This window comes from Leclercia sp. S52 (assembly GCF_039727615.1).
Lineage (GTDB): Bacteria > Pseudomonadota > Gammaproteobacteria > Enterobacterales > Enterobacteriaceae > Enterobacter > Enterobacter adecarboxylatus_B.
In genome coordinates this window covers 3,541,505-3,562,139 of the sequence record NZ_CP152474.1, presented here as the reverse complement: position 1 = coordinate 3,562,139, position 20,635 = coordinate 3,541,505, and the positions used below count along the sequence as shown (strand labels likewise).

Genomic DNA, 20,635 nt, shown 5'->3' with positions numbered 1-20,635 from the left:
ATACCTATGTCAGAAACCAAAAACGAATTAGAAACCCTGCTGGAGAAAGCGGCCACCGAGCCCGCTCATCGTCCGGCATTTTTCCGCACTCTGCTGGAGTCCACCGTCTGGGTGCCCGGCACCGCGGCGGAAGGTGAGCAGGTTGTTGAGGACAGTGCGCTGGATCTGCTGCACTGGGAAAAGGACGACGGCACCTCGGTGATCCCGTTCTTCTCCTCGCTGGAGGCCTTACAGGAAGCGGTTGAAGATGAGCAGGCGTTCGTGGTGATGCCGGTGCGCACCCTGTTTGAGATGACGCTGGGCGAAACCCTGTTTCTGAACGCCAAACTGCCGACCGGGAAAGAGTTCACCCCGCGCGAAATCAGCCACCTGATTGGCGAAGAGGGTAACCCGCTCAGCACCCAGGAGGTGCTGGAGGGCGGTGAGTCGCTGCTGCTGTCGGAAGTGGCCGAGCCACCGGCGCAGATGATCGACTCCCTGACCACCCTGTTCAAAACCATCAAACCGGTCAAGCGCGCGTTTCTCTGCTCGATTAAAGAGCAGGCCGACGAACAGCCGGTATTGCTGATCGGCATTGAGGCGGATGGTGAGATCGATGACATCATTCAGGCCGCGGGCAGCGTGGCGACCGACACCCTGCCGGGCGACGAGCCGATCGATATCTGCCGGGTCGTAAAAGGCGAGAAGGGCATCAGCCACTTTATCACCGAGCACATCACGCCGTTCTATGAACGTCGCTGGGGTGGCTTCCTGCGCGATTTCAAAAACAACCGTATTATCTGAACCCTTACGGGGTGAGCCTCACCCCGTTGCTTCCAGCAGCAGTAAATCCATCAGCAGCACCAGGTTCGACTCAAACGATGTGATCCCGGCGGCGTCGGCGGCGAAATGCACCGCTTCGTCGTACAGGGCAAAATGGAGATCCGCCATCCCGGCCAGGCTATTCGCCGACGCCCGGGTAAAGGCCACCACCGTCATCCCCACGTTCTGCGCGATCCGCGCCTTATCCAGCACCTGTTCCGTTTCCCCGCTGCGCGAGACCGCGATAAACACCTGATAGCGCGAGGCGTTGCTGAGAAATATATTGCGGCTGTCGCCAGGGCCGGAGATAAACGCCGTCTTGCCCAGCACCTGCAGTTTCTTGGTCAGGTACTCGGCAAACAGATAGGAGAAGCCCGCGCCGTAGAGGAAAAAGCTCTCCTTGTCGCGCAGCAGTTCGGCAAACCGGCGACGTTTCTCCGCCGTGGCCCACTGAAAGGTCTGCTGATAGTTGGCGATAAACTGATTAAAGAGCGCGGGTAATTCATCGGGCGGTCGGGTTTCGGCGGCGATGTGCGGGGTATCGCTCAACAGCTGCTTGCAGTGCCAGATGAACTCGCTAAAGCCGCTAAACCCCAGCTTGCGGCACAGGCGCATAATGGTGGCGGTGGAGACAAAGGTCGCCTGCGCCAGCTCCCGCACCCGAATATGCCCCACCAGCAGGGGATGCTCGGTGAGATGGGCCAGTACGCGATACTCTGCGCGGGTCAGAGACTCCCCGCGCGTTAACAGTGTCGCCAGACGGTTATCCATTACGGGGTCGGTTCAACCGGCAGATCGTCCCGGGCACCCCATTCGCTCCACGCGCCGTCGTACAGCGTGACGTCGGTTTTGCCGAGGGTCGCCAGCGCCAGAATGACAACGCAGGCGGTCACGCCGGAGCCGCAGCTGGCGACGATCGGCTGATGCAGATCCACCCCCTGACGAGAGAAAATCTCCCGCAGCTCGTCGGTGGTTTTCAGTTCACCCTCGAAGACCAGGTCGCCCCAGGGCACGTTACGTGCGCCGGGGATATGGCCGCGCTTAAGACCCGGGCGCGGCTCGTCGGCTTCGGCGTTAAAGCGCGGGGCAGGGCGGGCATCGACAATCTGCGCCGTCTGCTCGTGGCTTGCCAGCAGCACGTCGGTGACGCGCTTGACCGCTCCGGCATCGAAGGTGGCTTCAAAATCGCCATCCGGCAGAGAGACATCGCCCTGCTGGAGCGGTAACTCAGCCCGCTGCCAGCCGGCAAGACCGCCCGCCAGAATCGACACCTTCTCGACGCCAAAGGTTTTCAGCATCCACCACGCGCGTGGGGCGGAGAAGAGATTCCCTTCATCGTAAATCACCAGATGCTTGTCGCTGCTAACGCCCAGCTCGCGCATCGCCACGGCAAAGGCTTCCGGACGCGGCATCATGTGCGGCAGGGGAGAGGTGTGATCGGAGAGGGCTTCGATATCAAAAAATACCGCACCCGGCAGATGCCCGGCGCGGTATTCCGCGGGAACGTCACGATGCTCCTGGCCTGGCGGCGCCATGCGCGCGTCGAGGATCTGGACTTCAGGGTCTTCACTGTGCTCAATCAGCCACTCGGCTGCGACAAAATATGAGGTGGACATGGGTGCCTCCATTAATGAATCCATTGATGGATTGTCGGTGTTTTTTCTGACACCGACAAGCGAACCACGTTCAACTCGCGAGCAAGCCCTTATTTTTTCACCGCTTCCCCATCCTGCCAGGCTTTTTGCAGCGCAGGCCAGTATTCCCGGTTGGCCTCAATCATCTCATCCAGAATCGCCTTCGCATGTTCCATGGTTGGCACGGTGCGGTTCAGGGTGAACGCCTGCAGCGCTTTCTCGTAGCTGCCTTCAATGGTGGCTTCCACCAGCAGCTGCTCGGACGCCAGCTGCTGTTGCAGCAGAGTCTGGTGGAACAGCGGTACCTGGCCGATGCGGATCGGCTCTGGACCAACGCTTGTGATATAGGCCGGGACCTCAACCATCGCGTCGTAAGGCAGGTTGACGATCGCCCCCCGGTTTTCCACCATCACCAGGTGGCGCTGGCGCAGGTTAAACGCCAGTGAACGGGCCACATCCACGATAAACTCGCCGTGCACCCCCACGTGGAACGCATCCGGCAGGATCCCGGTCTGTTTATACTCTTCGGCGGCGGCAAAGAGCTTTTTCTCGCGACCGTTCATCACTTCGTTGGCACGGGTGTAGTCCGGGTTCTGATGTTCCACGATCTGATTCGGCATCAGGTAGTACTGCAGATACGGGTTCGGCAGATACTCCGGGAAGTTATCCATGATCGGCTTGATGTTGCGCCAGGTTTTCACCCACGACGGATCCGAGTGCTGCGGGTCGGTTTTGGCCGCGTCTTCGGTCAGCAGACCAAATCTGGCGACATGGCGACGCAGCTCCGGCAATTTATCCTCGCAATCCACCAGCACGCGGGTAAACCAGCCGAAATGGTTCAGGCCGAAGTAGTCCACCTCCAGCTTGTGGCGATCCACACCCAGAATGGCCCCCATGTTACGCATCGCCGCTACCGGCATATCGCAAATATTCAATACCCGGGCATTCGGGCGCAGGCGGCGCACGCCCTCGGCGACGATGGCCGCCGGGTTGGAGTAGTTAACGATCCACGCCTTCTCATGGGCATAGCGGTCAACCATGTCGATCAGCTCAACCATTGGCAGGATGGTGCGCAGGCCGTACGCCAGCCCGCCCGGGCCGCAGGTCTCCTGGCCGACGACGCCGTGACGCAGGGGGATCTTCTCATCCTGCTCGCGCATTTTGTACTGGCCGACGCGCATCTGGGCGAAGACAAAATGGGCCCCGCTGAAAGCCACCTCCGGGTCGCTGGTGACGATAAATTTGATGCTCTGGCTGTGATCGCGAATCACCTTCTCCACCACCGGGGCGATGGTGTTCTGCCGCGCGGCATCAATGTCGTAGAGGCGAATCTCGGCCAGCGGGAATTTGTCCAGCTGCACCATCAGGCTTTTCACAATCCCGGGCGTATAGGTGCTGCCGCCACCGGCGATAGAGAGAATAAATGGGGGTGTAATCATGTTTATCTCCTTCAGAGAACCGTCTCGACCGCTTCTCGCATTTTTTTGACATGCAGCCCGTAGACCACCTGAACGTTGTTACCTTGCTTGATAATGCCTTTCGCGCCCGTCGCCTTGAGCCGCGGCTCGTCGATGATGGCAACGTCTTTGACCGTAACGCGCAGGCGGGTATAGCAGTTATCCACCACCTCGATGTTTTCACGTCCGCCGAGGCCGACGACAATCGCCTCGCCCAGGCCATCATTACTGCCTTTCGCCTGATACTCCTGCTTGCTGTACAGACGGGTCTCCTGATCTTCCTCTTCGCGTCCCGGGGTCTTCATGCGGAAATGCAGGATCAGGAAGCGGAAGATCACGAAGTAGAGGGCGAACATGATCAGCCCGACCAGGATGTACATCGGCCAGTTGGATTTTTCGGTGCCCAGCGGCAGGTTATAGAGAATGAAATCGATGATGCCGTTGGCCCCGATGGCGTGAACGCCCAGCAGATAAAAGAGCATCATGCCGATCCCGGTCAGCACCGCGTGCACCACAAACAGCAGCGGGGCGACGAACAGGAAGGAGAACTCAATCGGCTCGGTGACACCCACCAGCAGGGAGGTGAGCGCGGCCGGGATCAGAATCGCTTTCGCCGCGGCTTTACGCTCCGGTTTGGCGGTGACATACATCGCCAGCGCGGCGGCAGGCAGACCAAACATCTTGCTGATGCCGCGGGCATCCCACACCGCGGTGCTGCTGAGCTGTTTCACGTCCGGACAGGCCATCTCGGCAAAGTAGATGTTGCGCGCGCCGTGGTAGGTGGCACCGCAGACCTCCTGGGTACCGCCCAGCTCGGTATAGAGGAAGGGGGTATAGACCAGATGGTGCAGGCCGGTTGGCACCAGGATGCGCTCAAGGAAGCCGTATATCGCCACCCCAAACGCTCCGGAGCCTTTGATGGCCAGCGCCATGGTGCTGATCCCGTGCTGGGCAAACGGCCACAGCTCGCTCATTACTACCCCGAGCAGCATCGAGACCGGCAGCATAATAATGGCGACGAAGCAGTGCCCCGAGTAGATCGCCATCGCGCCGTTAAACTGCACCCCGGAGTATTTGTTATACAGGTAACCTGACAGCGCCCCGGTGAGGATCCCGGCAAACACGCCCATCTCCAGCACCTGTACGCCGAGCACCATGCTCTGTCCGGCGGCTTTCATCTGGTCCGCCGGGGCCAGCGCGCCCTGCAGATTCAGGGTCACGTTCATGGCGTTGATAAACACCACGAAGGTCACCAGGCCAATCAGCGCCGCGTAACCTTTATCACGCGTTGCCAGACCAATGGGGATCCCCACGGCAAACACCAGTGCCAGGTTCACCAGCACCGAGACGGCAGATTTTGATATCAGCTGGCCGATGCTCTGGATCAGCGGATGACCGAGGAACGGCAGATAACCGGCAAGGGCGCCGTTACCCAACACATTACCAAAAGCGATGAAAAGACCGACAATAGGCAGGATAAGTACCGGTCCGTACAGTGATTTTCCGAAATTTTGTAGGGCGTTCACGGCTCGTTTCATGTCGTTCTCTCTTATTGAACCGCGCACTCAGGGTGCGTCATAGCATTAAAATTAGCAGTTCAAGCATGAACTTATCCAGCTATCCTGTTGTTTTAAAAACAAATGACGTCAAAGGTCACATGTAACCTTGAACGCTGTGATCGCGCCAGCAACGGAATCTTTATTGGCACACAAAACTTTGCGAGGCGTTGTCCAGAATTGGAATCAACGCTTTTGTATTAATGAAACTTGCGGATAATACTTAACCCGACGACGACCAACAGGCCCGCAAGGCCAGGGATAAAGGATGAAACCGTTTCGCCTTGCCGCGCTGTCAATAGCGCTGCTTACCACCATCACGCTTGTCGGCTGTGATGACAGTAACGATAAGACCTCTTCAGTGGCACCCGCCACAGCCACCGCTTCCACGTCTACGCCAGCGCCTGCCTCTGTGCCGGCAAAGCCGGACAACGCCACGCTGGAGAAGCTGGCTGCGCTTAGCCAGGGCAAAGCGCTGACCCTGCTGGATGCCTCTGAGATCCAGCTGGACGGGGCCGCCGCGCTGGTGCTGACCTTCTCGGTGCCGCTCGATCCTTCGCAGGATTTTGCCCGCACGGTGCACGTGGTCGACAAAAAAAGCGGCAAAGTCGATGGTGCCTGGGAGCTGGCGCCGAACCTGAAAGAGCTGCGCCTGCGCCATCTTGAGCCGAACCGCAACCTGGTGGTCACCGTCGAGCGCGATCTGCTGGCGCTGAATAAAAGTACCTTTGGCAGCGACGTCGAAAAAGCGATCGCGACCCGCGACATTGAACCGAGCGTTGGCTTTGCCAGCCGCGGCTCGCTGCTGCCTGGTAAGGTGGTGGAAGGGCTGCCGGTGATGGCGCTGAACGTTAATAACGTCGATGTGAATTTCTACCGGGTCAAACCCGAATCATTAGCGGCCTTTGTCAGCCAGTGGGAGTACCGCAACTCGCTCACCAACTGGGAGTCCGACAATCTGCTGAAGATGGCGGATCTGGTCTACACCGGTCGTTTCGACCTTAATCCGGCCCGTAATACCCGTGAAAAACTGCTCCTGCCGCTGGCGGATATCAAGCCGTTACAGCAGGCGGGCGTCTATATCGCGGTGATGAATCAGGCCGGGCATTACAACTACAGCAACGCCGCCACCCTGTTTACCCTCAGCGATATTGGCCTCTCTGCGCACCGCTACCATAACCGGCTGGATATCTTCACCCAGAGCCTGGAGAACGGCGCGGCGCAATCGGCTATCGAAGTGCAGCTGCTCAACGATAAAGGGCAGACGCTGGCGCAGGCCACCAGCGACGCCGACGGCCACGCAACGTTACAGACCGACAAAGAGGCCGCGCTGCTCCTCGCCCGCAAGGACGGGCAGACCACGCTGCTGGATCTCACCCTCCCGGCGCTGGATCTGGCGGAGTTCGCCATCTCCGGCGCGCCTGGCTTCACTAAACAGTTCTTTATGTTTGGTCCGCGGGATCTCTACCGCCCGGGCGAAACGGTGATCCTCAACGGCCTGCTGCGCGACAGCGACGGCAAGCCGCTCCCTGACCAGCCGGTGAAGCTGGAGGTGCTGCGCCCGGACGGGCAGGTGGCGCGCACTGTGGTCAGCCAGCCCGCGAACGGCCTTTACCGCTTTGACTACCCGCTTGAAAGCGGTGCTCAGACCGGGATGTGGCATGTTCGCGCCAGCACCGGCGATAACCAGCAGCGGATGTGGGATTTCCACGTCGAAGACTTTATGCCGGAGCGCATGGCGCTGAATATTGAAGGGCAAAAAGCCCCAATTTCGCCGCAGGATCCTGTCGCCTTCGACGTGGTGGGATATTACCTGTACGGCGCGCCCGCCAACGGCAACAGCCTGCAGGGCCAGCTCTTCTTACGTCCGCTGCGTGAAGCCGTCGCCGCCCTGCCGGGCTTCCAGTTCGGGGATATCGCCGAAGAGAACCTGAGCCGCAGTCTTGATGAGGTGCAGTTAACCCTCAACGAGCAGGGGCGTGGACAGGTGAGCAGCGACAGCCAGTGGAAAGAGACCCACTCTCCGCTGCAGGTTGTTTTGCAGGCCAGCCTGCTGGAGTCCGGTGGCCGACCGGTCACCCGACGGGCGGAACAGGCCGTCTGGCCGGCAGCGACCCTGCCGGGCATCCGTCCGCAGTTCGCCAGCAAAGCGGTCTATGACTACCGCACCGATACCACCGTCAACCAGCCGATTGTTGAGGAGAACAGCCAGGCCGGGTTCGATATTGTTTATGCCGATGCCAGCGGGGCGAAAAAAGCGGTCTCGGGCTTGCAGGTTCGCCTGATCCGCGAGCGCCGGGACTACTCCTGGAATTGGTCAGAAAGTGACGGCTGGCAGTCGCAGTTCGATCAAAAAGATCTGATCGAGGGCGAGCAGGCGCTGGATCTGGCCGCCGACGAGACCGGAAAAGTGAGCTTCCCGGTGGAGTGGGGCTCCTATCGTCTGGAGGTGAAAGCCCCGGATGAGACGGTCAGCAGCGTACGCTTCTGGGCAGGCTACAGCTGGCAGGACAACAGTGACGGCACCGGGGCGGCACGTCCGGATCGGGTGACCATGAAGCTGGACAAACCGGCCTATCAGCCCGGGGATACCATCAGGCTGCACATCGCTGCTCCGGCTGCAGGGAAAGGCTATGCGATGATCGAGTCCAGCGAAGGGCCGCTGTGGTGGAAGGAGATCGACGTCCCGGCCGAGGGGCTGGATATGACCATCCCGGTGGATAAAGCCTGGAAACGTCACGATCTCTATCTCTCCACGCTGGTGGTGCGTCCTGGCGATAAATCCAAATCGGCCACGCCAAAACGGGCGGTGGGCTTGCTGCATCTGCCGATGGGCGATGAGAGCCGTCGTCTGAGCATTGCGCTCGATAACCCGCAGAAAATGCGGCCGAACCAGACGCTGGCGGTCAAAGTGAAGGCCAGCGTGAAAGAGGGGGCGACCCCGCAGAAAATCAACGTGCTGGTCTCAGCGGTGGACAGCGGTGTACTTAACATTACCGATTACGTTACCCCCGATCCGTGGCAGGCATTCTTTGGTCAGAAGCGCTATGGCGCGGATATCTACGATATCTACGGCCAGGTGATTGAAGGCCAGGGGCGTCTGGCGTCGCTGCGCTTTGGCGGCGATGGCGATGAACTCAAGCGTGGCGGCAAACCGCCGGTCAACCATGTCACCATCATCGCCCAGCAGGCGCAGCCGGTGGAGCTGGATGCCAACGGCGAGGGCACGGTTTCGTTGCCGATTGGCGACTTCAACGGTGAGCTGCGTCTGATGGCCCAGGCCTGGACCGATGACGATTTCGGCAGCAGTGAAAGCAAAGTCGTCGTGGCCGCGCCCGTCATTACCGAGCTGAACACGCCGCGCTTCCTTGCCAGCGGTGATAACGCCCGGTTGACGCTGGATCTGACCAACCTGACCGATAAACCGCAGACCCTGAACGTGGCGCTGACCGCAGGCGGCAATCTGGCGCTGGAAGGTGCCCAGCCGCAGCCGGTGCAGCTGGCGGCCGGTGAACGCTCGACGCTGTTTATTCCGGTGCGGGCGCTGGACGGTTACGGCGAGGGCGAAATCGCCGCCCAGGTGAGCGGCCTGACCCTCCCCGGCGAAACCTTTGCGCCGCAGCAGAAGAGCTGGAAGATCGGCGTACGTCCGGCGTTCCCGGCGCAGACGGTGAACAGCGGTACGATGCTCAAGCCGGGTGAAAGCTGGCACGCGCCGGAACAGCACCTCGCTAATTTTTCTCCGCTGACGTTGCAGGGGCAGCTTCTGCTCAGCGGTAAGCCGCCGCTCAACCTGGCCCGTTACATTCGTGAACTGCAGGCCTATCCGTATGGCTGTCTGGAACAAACCACCAGCGGCCTGTTCCCGTCGCTCTATACCAGCGCCGCTCAGCTGAGCGCGCTGGGTATTAAGGGCGACAGCGACGAGAAGCGCCGGGCAGCCATCGAGATCGGCATCTCCCGCCTGCTGCAGATGCAACGTACCGACGGTGGCTTTGCCCTGTGGGATAAAAACGGTCCGGAAGAGTACTGGCTCACCGCCTACGTCACCGATTTCCTGGTGCGCGCGGGCGAGCAGGGCTACAGCGTGCCGGCAGATGCTGTTAACAATGCCAACAACCGCCTGCTGCGCTACCTGCAGGATCCGGGCATGATGGCTGTCCGCTACAGCGAGGATACTCAGGGGAGCAGGTTCGCAATCCAGGCCTATGCTGCGCTGGTGTTGGCACGTCAGCAAAAAGCGCCTCTTGGGGCACTGCGCGAAATTTGGGAGCGTCGTGCGCAGGCGAAATCGGGCCTGCCGCTGATGCAGCTGGGGCTGGGGCTGAAGCTGATGGGCGATGCGCCGCGCAGCCAGCAGGCGCTGGATCTAGCCATTAAAACGCCGCGCAGCGAAACGCAGAGCTGGATGGCCGATTACGGTAGCCCGCTTCGCGATAACGCGATGATGCTTAGCCTGCTGGAAGAGTACAACCTGCTGCCGGATGCGCAGAGCACGCTGCTGAACGTCCTTTCTCAGCAGGCGTTCAGCCAGCGCTGGCTCTCCACCCAGGAGAGCAACGCCCTGTTCCTGGCGGGTCGTTCCCTGCAGAACCTCTCCGGACAATGGCAGGCCACCACGTTGCTGGCGGAAGGCAATCTCAAGGGTGACAAACCCCAGATGCAGAACCTCAATGCCGATCAGCTGGCTGCTCTGCAGGTCACCAATACCGGCACTGCGCCGCTGTGGGTGCGCCTGGACAGCAGCGGCTATCCGCAATACGCGCCGCAGCCTGCTTCCAGCGTGCTGAAAATCGAACGTCAGATTCTGGCGACCGATGGCAGCAGCAAATCCCTCTCGTCCCTGAAGAGCGGCGAGCTGGTGCTGGTCTGGCTGAACGTCACTGCCAGCCAGAACGTACCGGATGCCCTGGTGGTTGACCTGTTGCCTGCCGGGCTGGAGCTGGAAAACCAGAACCTTGCCAGCAGCAGCGCCAGCCTGCAGGAGAGCGGCAGCGAGGTGCAAAACCTGCTCAGCCAGATGCAGCAGGCTGATATTCAGCATATGGAGTTCCGCGACGATCGCTTTGTCGCCGCCGTGCCGGTCAATGAAGGCCAGCCGGTGACGCTGGTCTATCTGGCCCGCGCCGTCACGCCGGGAACCTATGCGGTGCCCGTACCGCTGGTGGAATCGATGTACGTGCCGCAGTGGCGGGCAACGGGTGCGGCCAGTGGCCCACTGATCGTCGTACCGTAACGTGCAGTATCGGAAATGGATACGCTCCCGCTGGCTGTGGCTGGCGGGGGTGATACTTCTGCTGTGGGGCGGTGTCATTGCTGCCGATCGCCTGTGGCCGCTGCCGTTACACGAGGTCAATCCCGCCCGGGTGGTGGTGGATGAGAAGGGGATCCCGCTGTGGCGATTTGCCGATCGCGACGGGATCTGGCGCTATCCTGTCACCATCGAAGAGGTCTCACCGCGCTATCTCGAGGCCCTGATCCAGTATGAAGATCGCTGGTTCTGGGATCATCCCGGCGTTAACCCGTTCTCTGTGCTGCGCGCCGCCTGGCAGGATCTTACTGCCGGGAAGGTGGTGTCGGGCGGAAGTACGCTGACCATGCAGGTGGCCCGTCTGCTGGATCCTCATCCCCGTACCTTTGGCGGCAAAGTGCGTCAGCTCTGGCGCGCGCTGCAGCTGGAGTGGCACCTCTCCAAACGTGACATCCTGACCCTCTATCTGAACCGCGCCCCCTTTGGTGGCACGCTGCAGGGGGGTGGGGGCCGCCAGCTGGGCTTATCTTGGAAAAGCCCCTGCGCAGCTGAGCTACTCCGAAGCCGCACTGCTTGCCGTCCTGCCGCAGGCCCCGAGCCGTTTGCGCCCGGACCGCTGGCCGGAGCGCGCCGAGGCGGCACGTAATAAAGTCCTCAAACGCATGGCCTCCCAGGGCGTCTGGCCCGCGCGTCAGGTAAGCGAATCGCAGGAGGAGCCGGTATGGCTGGCCCCCCGGCAGATGCCGCAGCTGGCGCCGCTGTTCTCACGGATGATGCTCAGCAAAAGCCGTGACACCAAAGTGGTGACCACCCTCGATGCCACGCTGCAGCGCCAGCTGGAGGAGCTGGCGCTGAACTGGAAATCCCGGCTGCCGCCCCGCAGTTCGCTGGCGATGATCGTCGTCGATCATAGCGACATGAAGGTGCGCGGCTGGGTCGGATCGGTCGACATCAACGACGACAGCCGTTTCAGCCATGTGGATATGATCTCGGCGATCCGATCCCCGGGATCGGTGCTCAAGCCTTTTGTCTATGGCCTGGCGATGGACGATGGGCTGATTCATCCGGCCTCGCTGTTGCAGGATGTCCCACGCCGCACCGGCGATTACCGACCAGGGAATTTTGACAGCGGTTTTCATGGCCCGATCAGCATGAGCGAGGCGCTGGTGCGATCCCTGAACCTACCCGCCGTGCAGGTGCTGGAAGCCTACGGGCCGAAAAAGTTTGCCGGGATGCTGCGCAACGCCGGCTTACCGCTGCTGCTTCCCGCAGGCGCGCAGCCGAACCTCTCCCTGATCCTGGGCGGTGCCGGGGCGCGTCTGGAGGATATTGCCGCGGCGTACAGCGCCTTTGCCCGTCAGGGGCGGGCAGGGAGACTGCGCATGCAGCCGGGCGACCCGCTGGTTGAGCGGCCCCTGCTGTCACCCGGTGCGGCGTGGATCGTTCGCCGTATTCTGGCCAACGAGGCGCAGCCGCTGCCGGACAGCGCGCTTGCTCAGGTGGTACCCCTGGCGATCAAAACCGGTACCAGCTATGGCTATCGCGATGCCTGGGCGATAGGGCTGAATGCGCGCTACGTGATTGGGATCTGGACCGGCAGACCGGACGGTACGCCGGTGGCCGGGCAATTTGGTTTTGCCAGCGCGGTTCCGGTGTTAAATCAGGTCAACAACCTGCTGCAGTCGCGCTCGGCGCTGGACGAGGCGCGCCAGCCGCGCGACCCGCGTCCGGCCTCGGTGAGCCGCGGCGTGATCTGCTGGCCAGGCGGGCAGTCCCTGCCGGAAGGAGACAGCAACTGTCGCCGTCGCCTCGCGACCTGGCTGCTTGAAGGGAGCCAGCCCCCGACGCTGTTGCTGCCGGAGCAGGAGGGCATCCGCGGGATTCGTTTCCCTGTCTGGCTGGATAACAGCGGTAAACGCGTGGCGGCGGACTGCCCGCAGGCCCAGGAACACAGCGTCGACGTCTGGCCGCTGCCGCTGGAGCCGTGGCTGCCGCAGGCGGAACGGCGGGCGGCGCGTATCCCGCCCGCATCAACAGCCTGTCCGCCGCTCGGCCAGCCCTTCCCGGCGCCGCTGATCCTCTCCGGCATTCGCCAGGGGGCGGTGATTAAGCGTCTGCCAGGGGAGGCGCGCGTATCGTTGCCGCTGCAGGCCAGCGGAAGCGACGGGGCCCGCTGGTGGTTCCTCAACGGTGAACCGCTGAACGGGCAGGGGCGAGCCTGGACGTTGCACCTTGAAAGCGCCGGGGAGTATCAACTGTTGGTGATGGATGAGGCAGGGCAGGTGGCAACCGTCGATTTTACATTGCAATAGATAAAACAGGTTTTAGCCACGATCTGTTGTTAAAACTCGTCTTATTTTAAAAAAATGTTACATCCATCCATAGGCAATGGCGCTAATGCTCATTATAATCCGCGCCATATCTTTCGCATGAATGCAAAACAACAGAACAAATCACAGAGGTAATCATGGCTATTGAACGTACTTTTTCCATCATCAAACCAAACGCGGTGGCAAAAAACGTTATTGGCAGCATCTTTGCTCGCTTTGAAGCGGCAGGGTTCAAAATTGTTGGCACCAAAATGCTGCATCTGACCGTTGAGCAGGCTCGCGGTTTCTATGCAGAGCACGAAGGTCGCCCATTCTTCGACGGTCTGGTTGAGTTCATGACCTCTGGCCCAATCGTGGTATCTGTGCTGGAAGGCGAAAATGCCGTTCAGCGTCATCGCGATCTGCTGGGTGCAACCAACCCGGATAACGCTCTGGCAGGTACTCTGCGTGCAGACTACGCTGACAGCTTCACCGAGAACGGCACCCACGGTTCCGACTCCGTAGAATCTGCTGCGCGCGAAATCGCTTTCTTCTTCGCAGAAGGCGAAGTGTGTCCACGTACCCGTTAATCTAACGGTTTCGTTTACACATTATTTTCGTAAATGCCGCGTGCAGACGTGGCATCCCTGCGCCAGACTTTGTACAATGCAACGCCCCGGATGAGCAGACTGCTTGCCGGGGCGTTTCTTTTTAACCCTCCACGGGCCATAACGTGTAACAACGAGGCCGGAATATATTATGTCTGAACTAGTTAATACCTCCGAAGTCGCCATTCCTGCGGTTCCAAATAAAAATGGAAAAATCAACCTGCTGGACCTGAACCGTCAGCAGATGCGCGAGTTCTTCAAAGAGATGGGCGAGAAGCCGTTTCGTGCCGACCAGGTCATGAAATGGATGTACCACTATTGCAGCGACAACTTTGATGACATGACGGACATCAACAAAGTCCTGCGCAATAAACTCAAAGAAGTGGCTGAAATCCGCGCCCCGGAAGTGGTGGAAGAGCAGCGTTCAGCTGACGGCACCATCAAATGGGCGATTGCCGTAGGCGATCAGCGCGTTGAGACTGTCTATATCCCGGAAGACGATCGCGCCACGCTGTGCGTCTCTTCTCAGGTCGGTTGTGCGCTGGAGTGTAAGTTCTGCTCCACGGCGCAGCAGGGCTTTAACCGTAACCTGCGTGTTTCGGAAATCATCGGCCAGGTCTGGCGTGCGGCGAAGATCGTCGGCGCGGCAAAAGTGACCGGCACCCGTCCAATCACCAACGTGGTGATGATGGGGATGGGCGAGCCGCTGCTGAACCTGACCAACGTGGTTCCGGCCATGGAAATCATGCTCGATGACTTCGGTTTTGGCCTGTCCAAACGTCGCGTGACGCTCTCCACGTCAGGTGTTGTGCCTGCGCTGGACAAGCTCGGCGATATGATTGACGTTGCGCTGGCGATTTCGCTGCACGCGCCAAACGATGCCATCCGTGATGAGATCGTGCCAATCAACAAGAAATACAATATCGAGACCTTCCTGAACTCGGTGCGGGGCTACATTTCGAAGTCCAATGCCAACCAGGGACGCGTCACCATCGAGTACGTCATGCTGGATCACGTCAACGACGGCACCGAGCATGCGCACGAGCTGGCGGCACTGCTGAAAGATACGCCGTGCAAGATCAACCTGATCCCATGGAACCCGTTCCCGGGCGCGCCGTATGGCCGTAGCTCAAACAGCCGTATCGACCGTTTCTCCAAGGTTCTGATGGAGTACGGTTTCACCACTATCGTGCGTAAAACCCGTGGTGATGATATCGATGCTGCCTGCGGGCAGCTGGCCGGTGATGTTATCGACCGCACCAAGCGTACGCTGCGTAAGCGGATGCAGGGTGAGGCTATCGACATCAAGGCCGTGTAATTATTATGCAGTCACGGCGCATTATCTGCGCCGTGGCAGCGTAAGATGCGAATAAACAGTCATTGCACCGGCGTATGGGTAATAATTACGGTGCGTTTTATATGACTTTAAGGCAGTATGTAACGACGCAACAACAGTTTAGCCTCACTGACAAGCCGCTTCTGTCAACGAAAACCTGACAGCGTTGTGCTGTCTTACTAAGGTTAACTGACCAGAAGTTTCGCGGTGCGGGTGGCATTGTGACTCACCAGCGCCAGGATCCTCAATTTTCACGTACCAGTAGTTGTAGCGAATGAATACTGAAGCCACTCACGACCAAAATGCAGCACTTTCCACTGGCGTTCGTCTTCGCAACGCCCGTGAACAACTCGGACTAAGCCAGCAAGCCGTTGCGGAACGCTTATGCCTGAAGGTTTCCACGGTCCGCGATATTGAAGAAGATAAGGCGCCTGCCGAACTCGCTTCAACGTTTCTGCGTGGTTATATCCGCTCCTATGCGAAACTGGTGCATATCCCTGAAGACGAACTGCTGCCGATGATGGAAAAACAGGCACCGGTCAGAGCGGCGAAAGTCGCGCCGATGCAGAGTTTTTCGCTGGGCAAACGTCGTAAAAAACGTGATGGCTGGCTGATGAGCTTTACCTGGCTGGTCTTGTTTGTGGTTATCGGCCTGACGGGCGCCTGGTGGTGGCAAAACCACAAAGCGCAGCAGGAAGAGATCACCACCATGGCCGATCAGTCCTCCGCCGAGCTGAATGGCTCAGCGGGCGATGGCGCTCAGAGCATCCCACTGAATACCGACGCAACCGCCAGCGAACCGCAGGCGCCAGCGACCGACACCACAGATACAGCAACGGCGCAGACTGCTGCGCCTGCTGCTAATCAAACAGCCCAGGCTCCGGCTGACAGCGCCGTTGTTTCGCCTTCTCAGGCGAACGTCGAGACTGCACCGGCCGCCACCGCGGACAACGCGGTTCAGCCTCTGCCATCCGATCCGGCTGGCGTCGCGGCGGCACCGGCCGACCCGAACGCGCTGGTCATGAACTTCAGCGCCGACTGCTGGCTTGAAGTGACCGACGCGACCGGCAAAAAGCTGTTCAGCGGACTGCAGCGTAAGGACGGCACGTTAAATCTGGCAGGCCAGGCGCCTTATAAGCTCAAGATTGGTGCTCCGGCAGCGGTCCAGATCCAGTTCCAGGGTAAACCTGTCGATCTGAGCCGTTTTATCAGAACTAACCAGGTTGCGCGTCTGACCCTCAATGCCGAACAATCAGCAGCACAGTAAGTAACAGACAGGCAACGCGGGAGATTTTCCATGCATAACCAGGCTCCTATTCCACGTAGAAAATCGAAACGTATTTACGTCGGGAATGTGCCAATTGGCGATGGTGCTCCCATCGCCGTTCAGTCGATGACCAACACCCGTACCACCGATGTGGCGGCGACGGTCAATCAGATCAAAGCGTTAGAACGTGTAGGCGCAGACATTGTCCGCGTTTCCGTGCCGACAATGGATGCGGCAGAAGCGTTCAAACTCATCAAACAGCAGGTCTCCGTTCCGCTGGTTGCCGATATTCACTTCGATTACCGTATCGCGCTGAAGGTGGCGGAATACGGCGTCGATTGCCTGCGTATCAACCCCGGCAATATCGGCAGCGAAGAGCGTATCCGCGCGGTCGTTGATTGCGCCCGCGATAAGAACATCCCTATCCGTATCGGCGTGAACGCCGGTTCGCTGGAAAAAGATCTGCAGGAAAAGTACGGCGAACCGACTCCGCAGGCGCTGCTCGAATCGGCCATGCGTCATGTGGATCATCTCGATCGTCTGAACTTCGACCAGTTCAAAGTCAGCGTTAAAGCGTCGGACGTTTTCCTCGCCGTTGAATCCTATCGTCTGCTGGCGAAGCAGATCGATCAGCCGCTGCACCTCGGAATCACCGAAGCCGGCGGCGCGCGTAGCGGTGCGGTGAAATCAGCGATTGGCCTCGGTCTGCTGCTGAATGAAGGTATTGGCGACACCCTGCGTGTCTCGCTGGCCGCCGATCCGGTGGAAGAGATTAAAGTCGGTTTCGATATTCTGAAGTCGCTGCGTATTCGCTCCCGTGGCATCAACTTTATCGCCTGCCCGACCTGTTCGCGTCAGGAGTTTGATGTTATCGGTACGGTGAATGCGCTCGAGCAGCGCCTGGAAGATATCATCACCCCGATGGATGTTTCGATTATCGGCTGTGTGGTGAACGGTCCGGGTGAGGCGCTGGTCTCAACGTTAGGCGTCACGGGCGGCAACAAGAAAAGTGGTCTCTATGAAGATGGCGTCCGCAAAGATCGTCTGGATAATAACGACATGATCGATCAGCTTGAAGCCCGCATTCGCGCCAAAGCCACCATGCTGGATGAAGCGCAGCGTATCAGCGTGCTACATGTAGAAAAATAACGTGATGGGAAGCGGTTCGCTTCCTGTGTATGATTGAACCCTTCGGTTATGAACCCCAGGGTTCATTTTTGTCTATAGAAAGAGAACAAACGTGGCAAAGAACATTCAAGCCATTCGCGGCATGAACGATTATCTGCCTGCCGAGACCGCCATCTGGCAGCGCATTGAAGGCACCCTCAAGCAGGTGCTCGGCAGCTACGGTTACAGCGAAATCCGTTTGCCGATTGTAGAGCAGACCCCGTTATTCAAACGCGCTATCGGTGAAGTCACCGACGTGGTTGAAAAAGAGATGTATACCTTTGAGGATCGTAACGGCGACAGCCTGACCTTACGTCCGGAAGGTACGGCGGGATGTGTACGCGCCGGCATCGAGCATGGTCTCCTGTACAATCAGGAGCAGCGCCTGTGGTATATCGGCCCAATGTTCCGTCACGAACGCCCGCAGAAAGGCCGTTATCGCCAGTTTAACCAGCTGGGTGTCGAAGCCTTTGGTCTACAGGGCCCGGATATCGACGCCGAGCTGATTATGCTTACCGCCCGCTGGTGGCGCGCGCTGGGTATCGCTGACCACGTTTCGCTGGAGCTGAACTCCATTGGTTCTCTTGAAGCGCGTGCAAACTACCGCGATGCGCTGGTGGCCTTCCTCGAGCAGCATAAAGAGAAGCTGGACGAAGACTGCAAGCGTCGCATGTACAGCAACCCGCTGCGCGTGCTGGATTCCAAGAATCCGGACGTGCAGGCCCTGCTGAACGACGCGCCTGCCCTGGGCGATTATCTGGACGAAGATTCCCGCGAACACTTTGCTGGTCTGTGCAAGCTGCTGGAAGCTGCCGGTATTGCTTACACCGTCAACCAGCGTCTGGTGCGTGGTCTGGACTACTACAACCGCACCGTGTTTGAATGGGTCACCACCAGCCTCGGTTCACAGGGAACGGTCTGTGCGGGCGGTCGTTATGATGGTCTGGTAGAGCAGTTAGGCGGTCGTCCCGCCCCTGCAGTTGGTTTCGCCATGGGCCTTGAGCGACTTGTTTTGTTAGTTCAGGCAGTTAATCCGGAATTTAAAGCCGATCCTGTTGTCGATATATACCTGGTGGCCTCAGGCGCGGAAACGCAGTCTGCGGCAATGCAGCTTGCCGAACGCGTGCGCGATGCGCTGCCAGCGGCTAAGCTGATGACCAACCACGGCGGCGGCAACTTTAAGAAACAGTTCGCCCGTGCCGACAAGTGGGGCGCGCGTATTGCACTGGTACTCGGCGAGTCAGAAGTGGCTAACGGCGAAGTGGTAGTGAAGGATCTGCGCTCTGGTGAGCAAACAACGGTAACGCAGGACGGCGTTGCGGCGCACTTGCGCACTCTACTGGGCTAAGGAGAAGGACTGCGTGGAAATGTACGAGAACGAAAACGACCAGGTTGATGCGATTAAACGCTTCTTTGCTGAAAATGGCAAAGCACTGGCTGTTGGGGTCATTTTAGGTGTTGGCGCCCTGGTGGGCTGGCGTTACTGGAACAGTCATCAGGTCGATTCCGCGCGTGGCTCCTCCTTACAGTATGAAAATACCGTGAGCGCCATTCAGGCCGATCGTCCGCAAACCCTGGCGGCGGCAGAGAAATTTGCCGCAGACAACAAAAATACCTATGGCGCGCTGGCGTCGCTGGAAGTGGCTCAGCAGTTCGTGGATAAAGGCGAACTGGATAAGGCGGCAGCCCAGCTGCAGCAGGGTCTGGCAGCAGCAGGTAACGATAACCTGAAAGCGCTCATCAATCTGCGTCTTGCCCGTATTCAGGTGCAGCAGAAGAAGCCCGACGAAGCGCTGAAAACCCTCGACACTGTCAAAGGTGAAGGTTTTGCCTCGATTGTTGCCGACCTGCGTGGTGAAGCACTGCTGAGCAAGGGTGACAAACAAGGCGCGCGCAGCGCATGGGAAGCGGGTGTGAAAAGCAACGCCTCACCAGCGCTGAGCGAAATGATGCAGATGAAAATAAATAATTTGTCCGTCTGAGAGGGACCCGATGCAATTGCGTAAATTACTTCTGCCAGGACTGCTTTCCGTTACGTTATTGAGCGGCTGTTCACTGTTCAGCGGCGAAGAAGATGTTGTCACCATGTCTCCACTGCCGACGGTTGAAAACCAGTTTGCGCCGTCTACCGCATGGAGCACCTCCGTCGGTGACGGTATTGGCGACTTCTATTCCAACCTGCATCCGGCTTCTGCGGACGGCGTTGTCTATGCGGCTGACCGCAAAGGCATAGTAAAAGCCGTTAACGCCGATGACGGCAAAGAGGTGTGGTCGATTAATCTGGCAGAAAAAAGCGGCTGGCTGTCACGCACGCCGGCTCTGCTGTCAGGTGGCGTAACGGTTGCCGGTGGCCATGTCTACATTGGCAGCGAAAAGGCCCAGGTCTACGCCCTTAACGCCAGCGACGGTTCCATTGCCTGGCAAACCCGCGTGGCGGGAGAAACCCTCTCCCGTCCGGTCGTCAGCGACGGCATGGTGCTGGTGCATACCGCCAACGGTCAGCTGCAGGCGCTGAATGAATCTGACGGTGCGGTGAAGTGGACCGTTAACCTGGATATGCCTGCGCTCTCCCTGCGCGGTGAGTCTGCGCCAGCGACTGCCTTTGGTGCGGCCATTGTTGGCGGCGATAACGGTCGCGTCAGCGCCGTATTGATGCAGCAGGGTCAGCTGATCTGGCAGCAGCGTATCTCTCAGGCAACCGGTCCGACCGAAATCGACCGTCTGAGCGACGTGGATACCACGCCGGTTATCGTCAATGGCGTTGTCTACGCTCTGGCCTATAACGGCAACCTGACCGCGATGGATCTGCGTAGCGGCCAGGTGATGTGGAAACGCGAGCTGGGCTCGGTGAATGATTTTGTGGTGGATGGCAACCGCATCTATCTGGTCGATCAGAACGATCGCCTGCTGGCGCTGAGCACCGATGGCGGCGTGACGCTGTGGACGCAGAGCGATCTGCTGCACCGTCTGCTGACCGCACCGGCGCTGTATAACGGCAGCCTGGTGGTGGGTGATAGCGAAGGTTACATGCACTGGATTGACCCGAGCAACGGTCGTTTTGTCGCCCAGGAAAAAGTCGACGGTTCCGGTTTCCTGACCGAGCCGGTGGTGGCTGACGGCAAACTGCTAATCCAGGCAAAAGACGGTACGCTGTACGCGATCACGCGTTAATCACCGCGGTTGTAGTATACTCAACGGCTCCTGTTGCTTCAGGGGCCGTTTTGATTTTTTAAAAAACGCCGCAAACGC

13 protein-coding genes and 1 pseudogene are annotated in these 20,635 nt (G+C 59.3%); 10 read left to right on the top strand and 4 right to left on the bottom strand.

Annotated features, from left to right (window positions below):
* Nucleotides 1-6: 6 nt before the first annotated feature.
* A complete protein-coding gene (gene sseB / locus AAHB66_RS17035; protein WP_142486704.1) occupies nucleotides 7-783 on the top strand; it encodes an enhanced serine sensitivity protein SseB in 777 nt (258 codons plus the stop codon).
* Between the two features lie 18 nt (nucleotides 784-801).
* Here the strand turns inward: sseB and AAHB66_RS17030 are convergent, their stop codons facing one another.
* The 4 genes from AAHB66_RS17030 to AAHB66_RS17015 all read right to left on the bottom strand — a co-directional run bounded on the left by AAHB66_RS17030 (nucleotide 802) and on the right by AAHB66_RS17015 (nucleotide 5,430).
* A complete protein-coding gene (locus AAHB66_RS17030) occupies nucleotides 802-1,572 on the bottom strand; it encodes a MurR/RpiR family transcriptional regulator (protein ID WP_347113734.1) in 771 nt (256 codons plus the stop codon).
* Nucleotides 1,572-2,417 carry a 3-mercaptopyruvate sulfurtransferase gene (sseA, locus tag AAHB66_RS17025; protein WP_347113732.1) on the bottom strand — a complete coding sequence of 282 codons (846 nt, stop codon included), beginning with the start codon at nucleotides 2,415-2,417 and terminating at the stop codon, nucleotides 1,572-1,574. The genes AAHB66_RS17030 and sseA overlap by 1 nt, the downstream gene beginning before the upstream one ends.
* A gap of 89 nt (nucleotides 2,418-2,506) precedes the next feature.
* A complete protein-coding gene (locus AAHB66_RS17020) occupies nucleotides 2,507-3,874 on the bottom strand; it encodes a 6-phospho-alpha-glucosidase (RefSeq protein WP_347113731.1) in 1,368 nt (455 codons plus the stop codon).
* Nucleotides 3,875-3,885: 11 nt separating this feature from the next.
* Complete coding sequence (locus AAHB66_RS17015) at nucleotides 3,886-5,430, bottom strand: PTS transporter subunit EIIC (RefSeq protein ID WP_347113730.1); 1,545 nt, start codon at nucleotides 5,428-5,430, stop codon at nucleotides 3,886-3,888.
* Between the two features lie 286 nt (nucleotides 5,431-5,716).
* On the opposite strand from AAHB66_RS17015, the gene AAHB66_RS17010 reads away from it, so the two are divergent.
* From AAHB66_RS17010 to bamB, 9 genes and pseudogenes are all read left to right on the top strand, one after another.
* Nucleotides 5,717-10,684 (top strand): alpha-2-macroglobulin, encoded by a 4,968-nt coding sequence (locus AAHB66_RS17010; protein ID WP_347113728.1) that lies wholly within the window; start codon nucleotides 5,717-5,719, stop codon nucleotides 10,682-10,684.
* 1 nt (nucleotide 10,685) lies between these two features.
* Nucleotides 10,686-13,011, top strand: a pseudogene (gene pbpC, locus AAHB66_RS17005) (peptidoglycan glycosyltransferase PbpC).
* Nucleotides 13,012-13,166: 155 nt separating this feature from the next.
* A complete protein-coding gene (gene ndk, locus AAHB66_RS17000) occupies nucleotides 13,167-13,598 on the top strand; it encodes a nucleoside-diphosphate kinase (RefSeq protein ID WP_032613104.1) in 432 nt (143 codons plus the stop codon).
* A 169-nt stretch (nucleotides 13,599-13,767) separates the two neighbouring features.
* Nucleotides 13,768-14,934 carry a bifunctional tRNA (adenosine(37)-C2)-methyltransferase TrmG/ribosomal RNA large subunit methyltransferase RlmN gene (locus AAHB66_RS16995; protein ID WP_347113727.1) on the top strand — a complete coding sequence of 389 codons (1,167 nt, stop codon included), beginning with the start codon at nucleotides 13,768-13,770 and terminating at the stop codon, nucleotides 14,932-14,934.
* Between the two features lie 292 nt (nucleotides 14,935-15,226).
* Complete coding sequence (rodZ, locus tag AAHB66_RS16990) at nucleotides 15,227-16,219, top strand: cytoskeleton protein RodZ (protein ID WP_347113726.1); 993 nt, start codon at nucleotides 15,227-15,229, stop codon at nucleotides 16,217-16,219.
* Between the two features lie 30 nt (nucleotides 16,220-16,249).
* Nucleotides 16,250-17,368, top strand: a complete 1,119-nt coding sequence (gene ispG / locus AAHB66_RS16985) for a flavodoxin-dependent (E)-4-hydroxy-3-methylbut-2-enyl-diphosphate synthase (RefSeq protein ID WP_225758291.1) — start codon at nucleotides 16,250-16,252, stop codon at nucleotides 17,366-17,368.
* A 91-nt stretch (nucleotides 17,369-17,459) separates the two neighbouring features.
* A complete protein-coding gene (gene hisS / locus AAHB66_RS16980) occupies nucleotides 17,460-18,734 on the top strand; it encodes a histidine--tRNA ligase (RefSeq protein ID WP_142486695.1) in 1,275 nt (424 codons plus the stop codon).
* 13 nt (nucleotides 18,735-18,747) lie between these two features.
* Complete coding sequence (locus tag AAHB66_RS16975) at nucleotides 18,748-19,368, top strand: YfgM family protein (protein WP_347113725.1); 621 nt, start codon at nucleotides 18,748-18,750, stop codon at nucleotides 19,366-19,368.
* 10 nt (nucleotides 19,369-19,378) lie between these two features.
* A complete protein-coding gene (gene bamB, locus AAHB66_RS16970) occupies nucleotides 19,379-20,557 on the top strand; it encodes an outer membrane protein assembly factor BamB (protein WP_347113724.1) in 1,179 nt (392 codons plus the stop codon).
* Nucleotides 20,558-20,635: the final 78 nt, after the last annotated feature.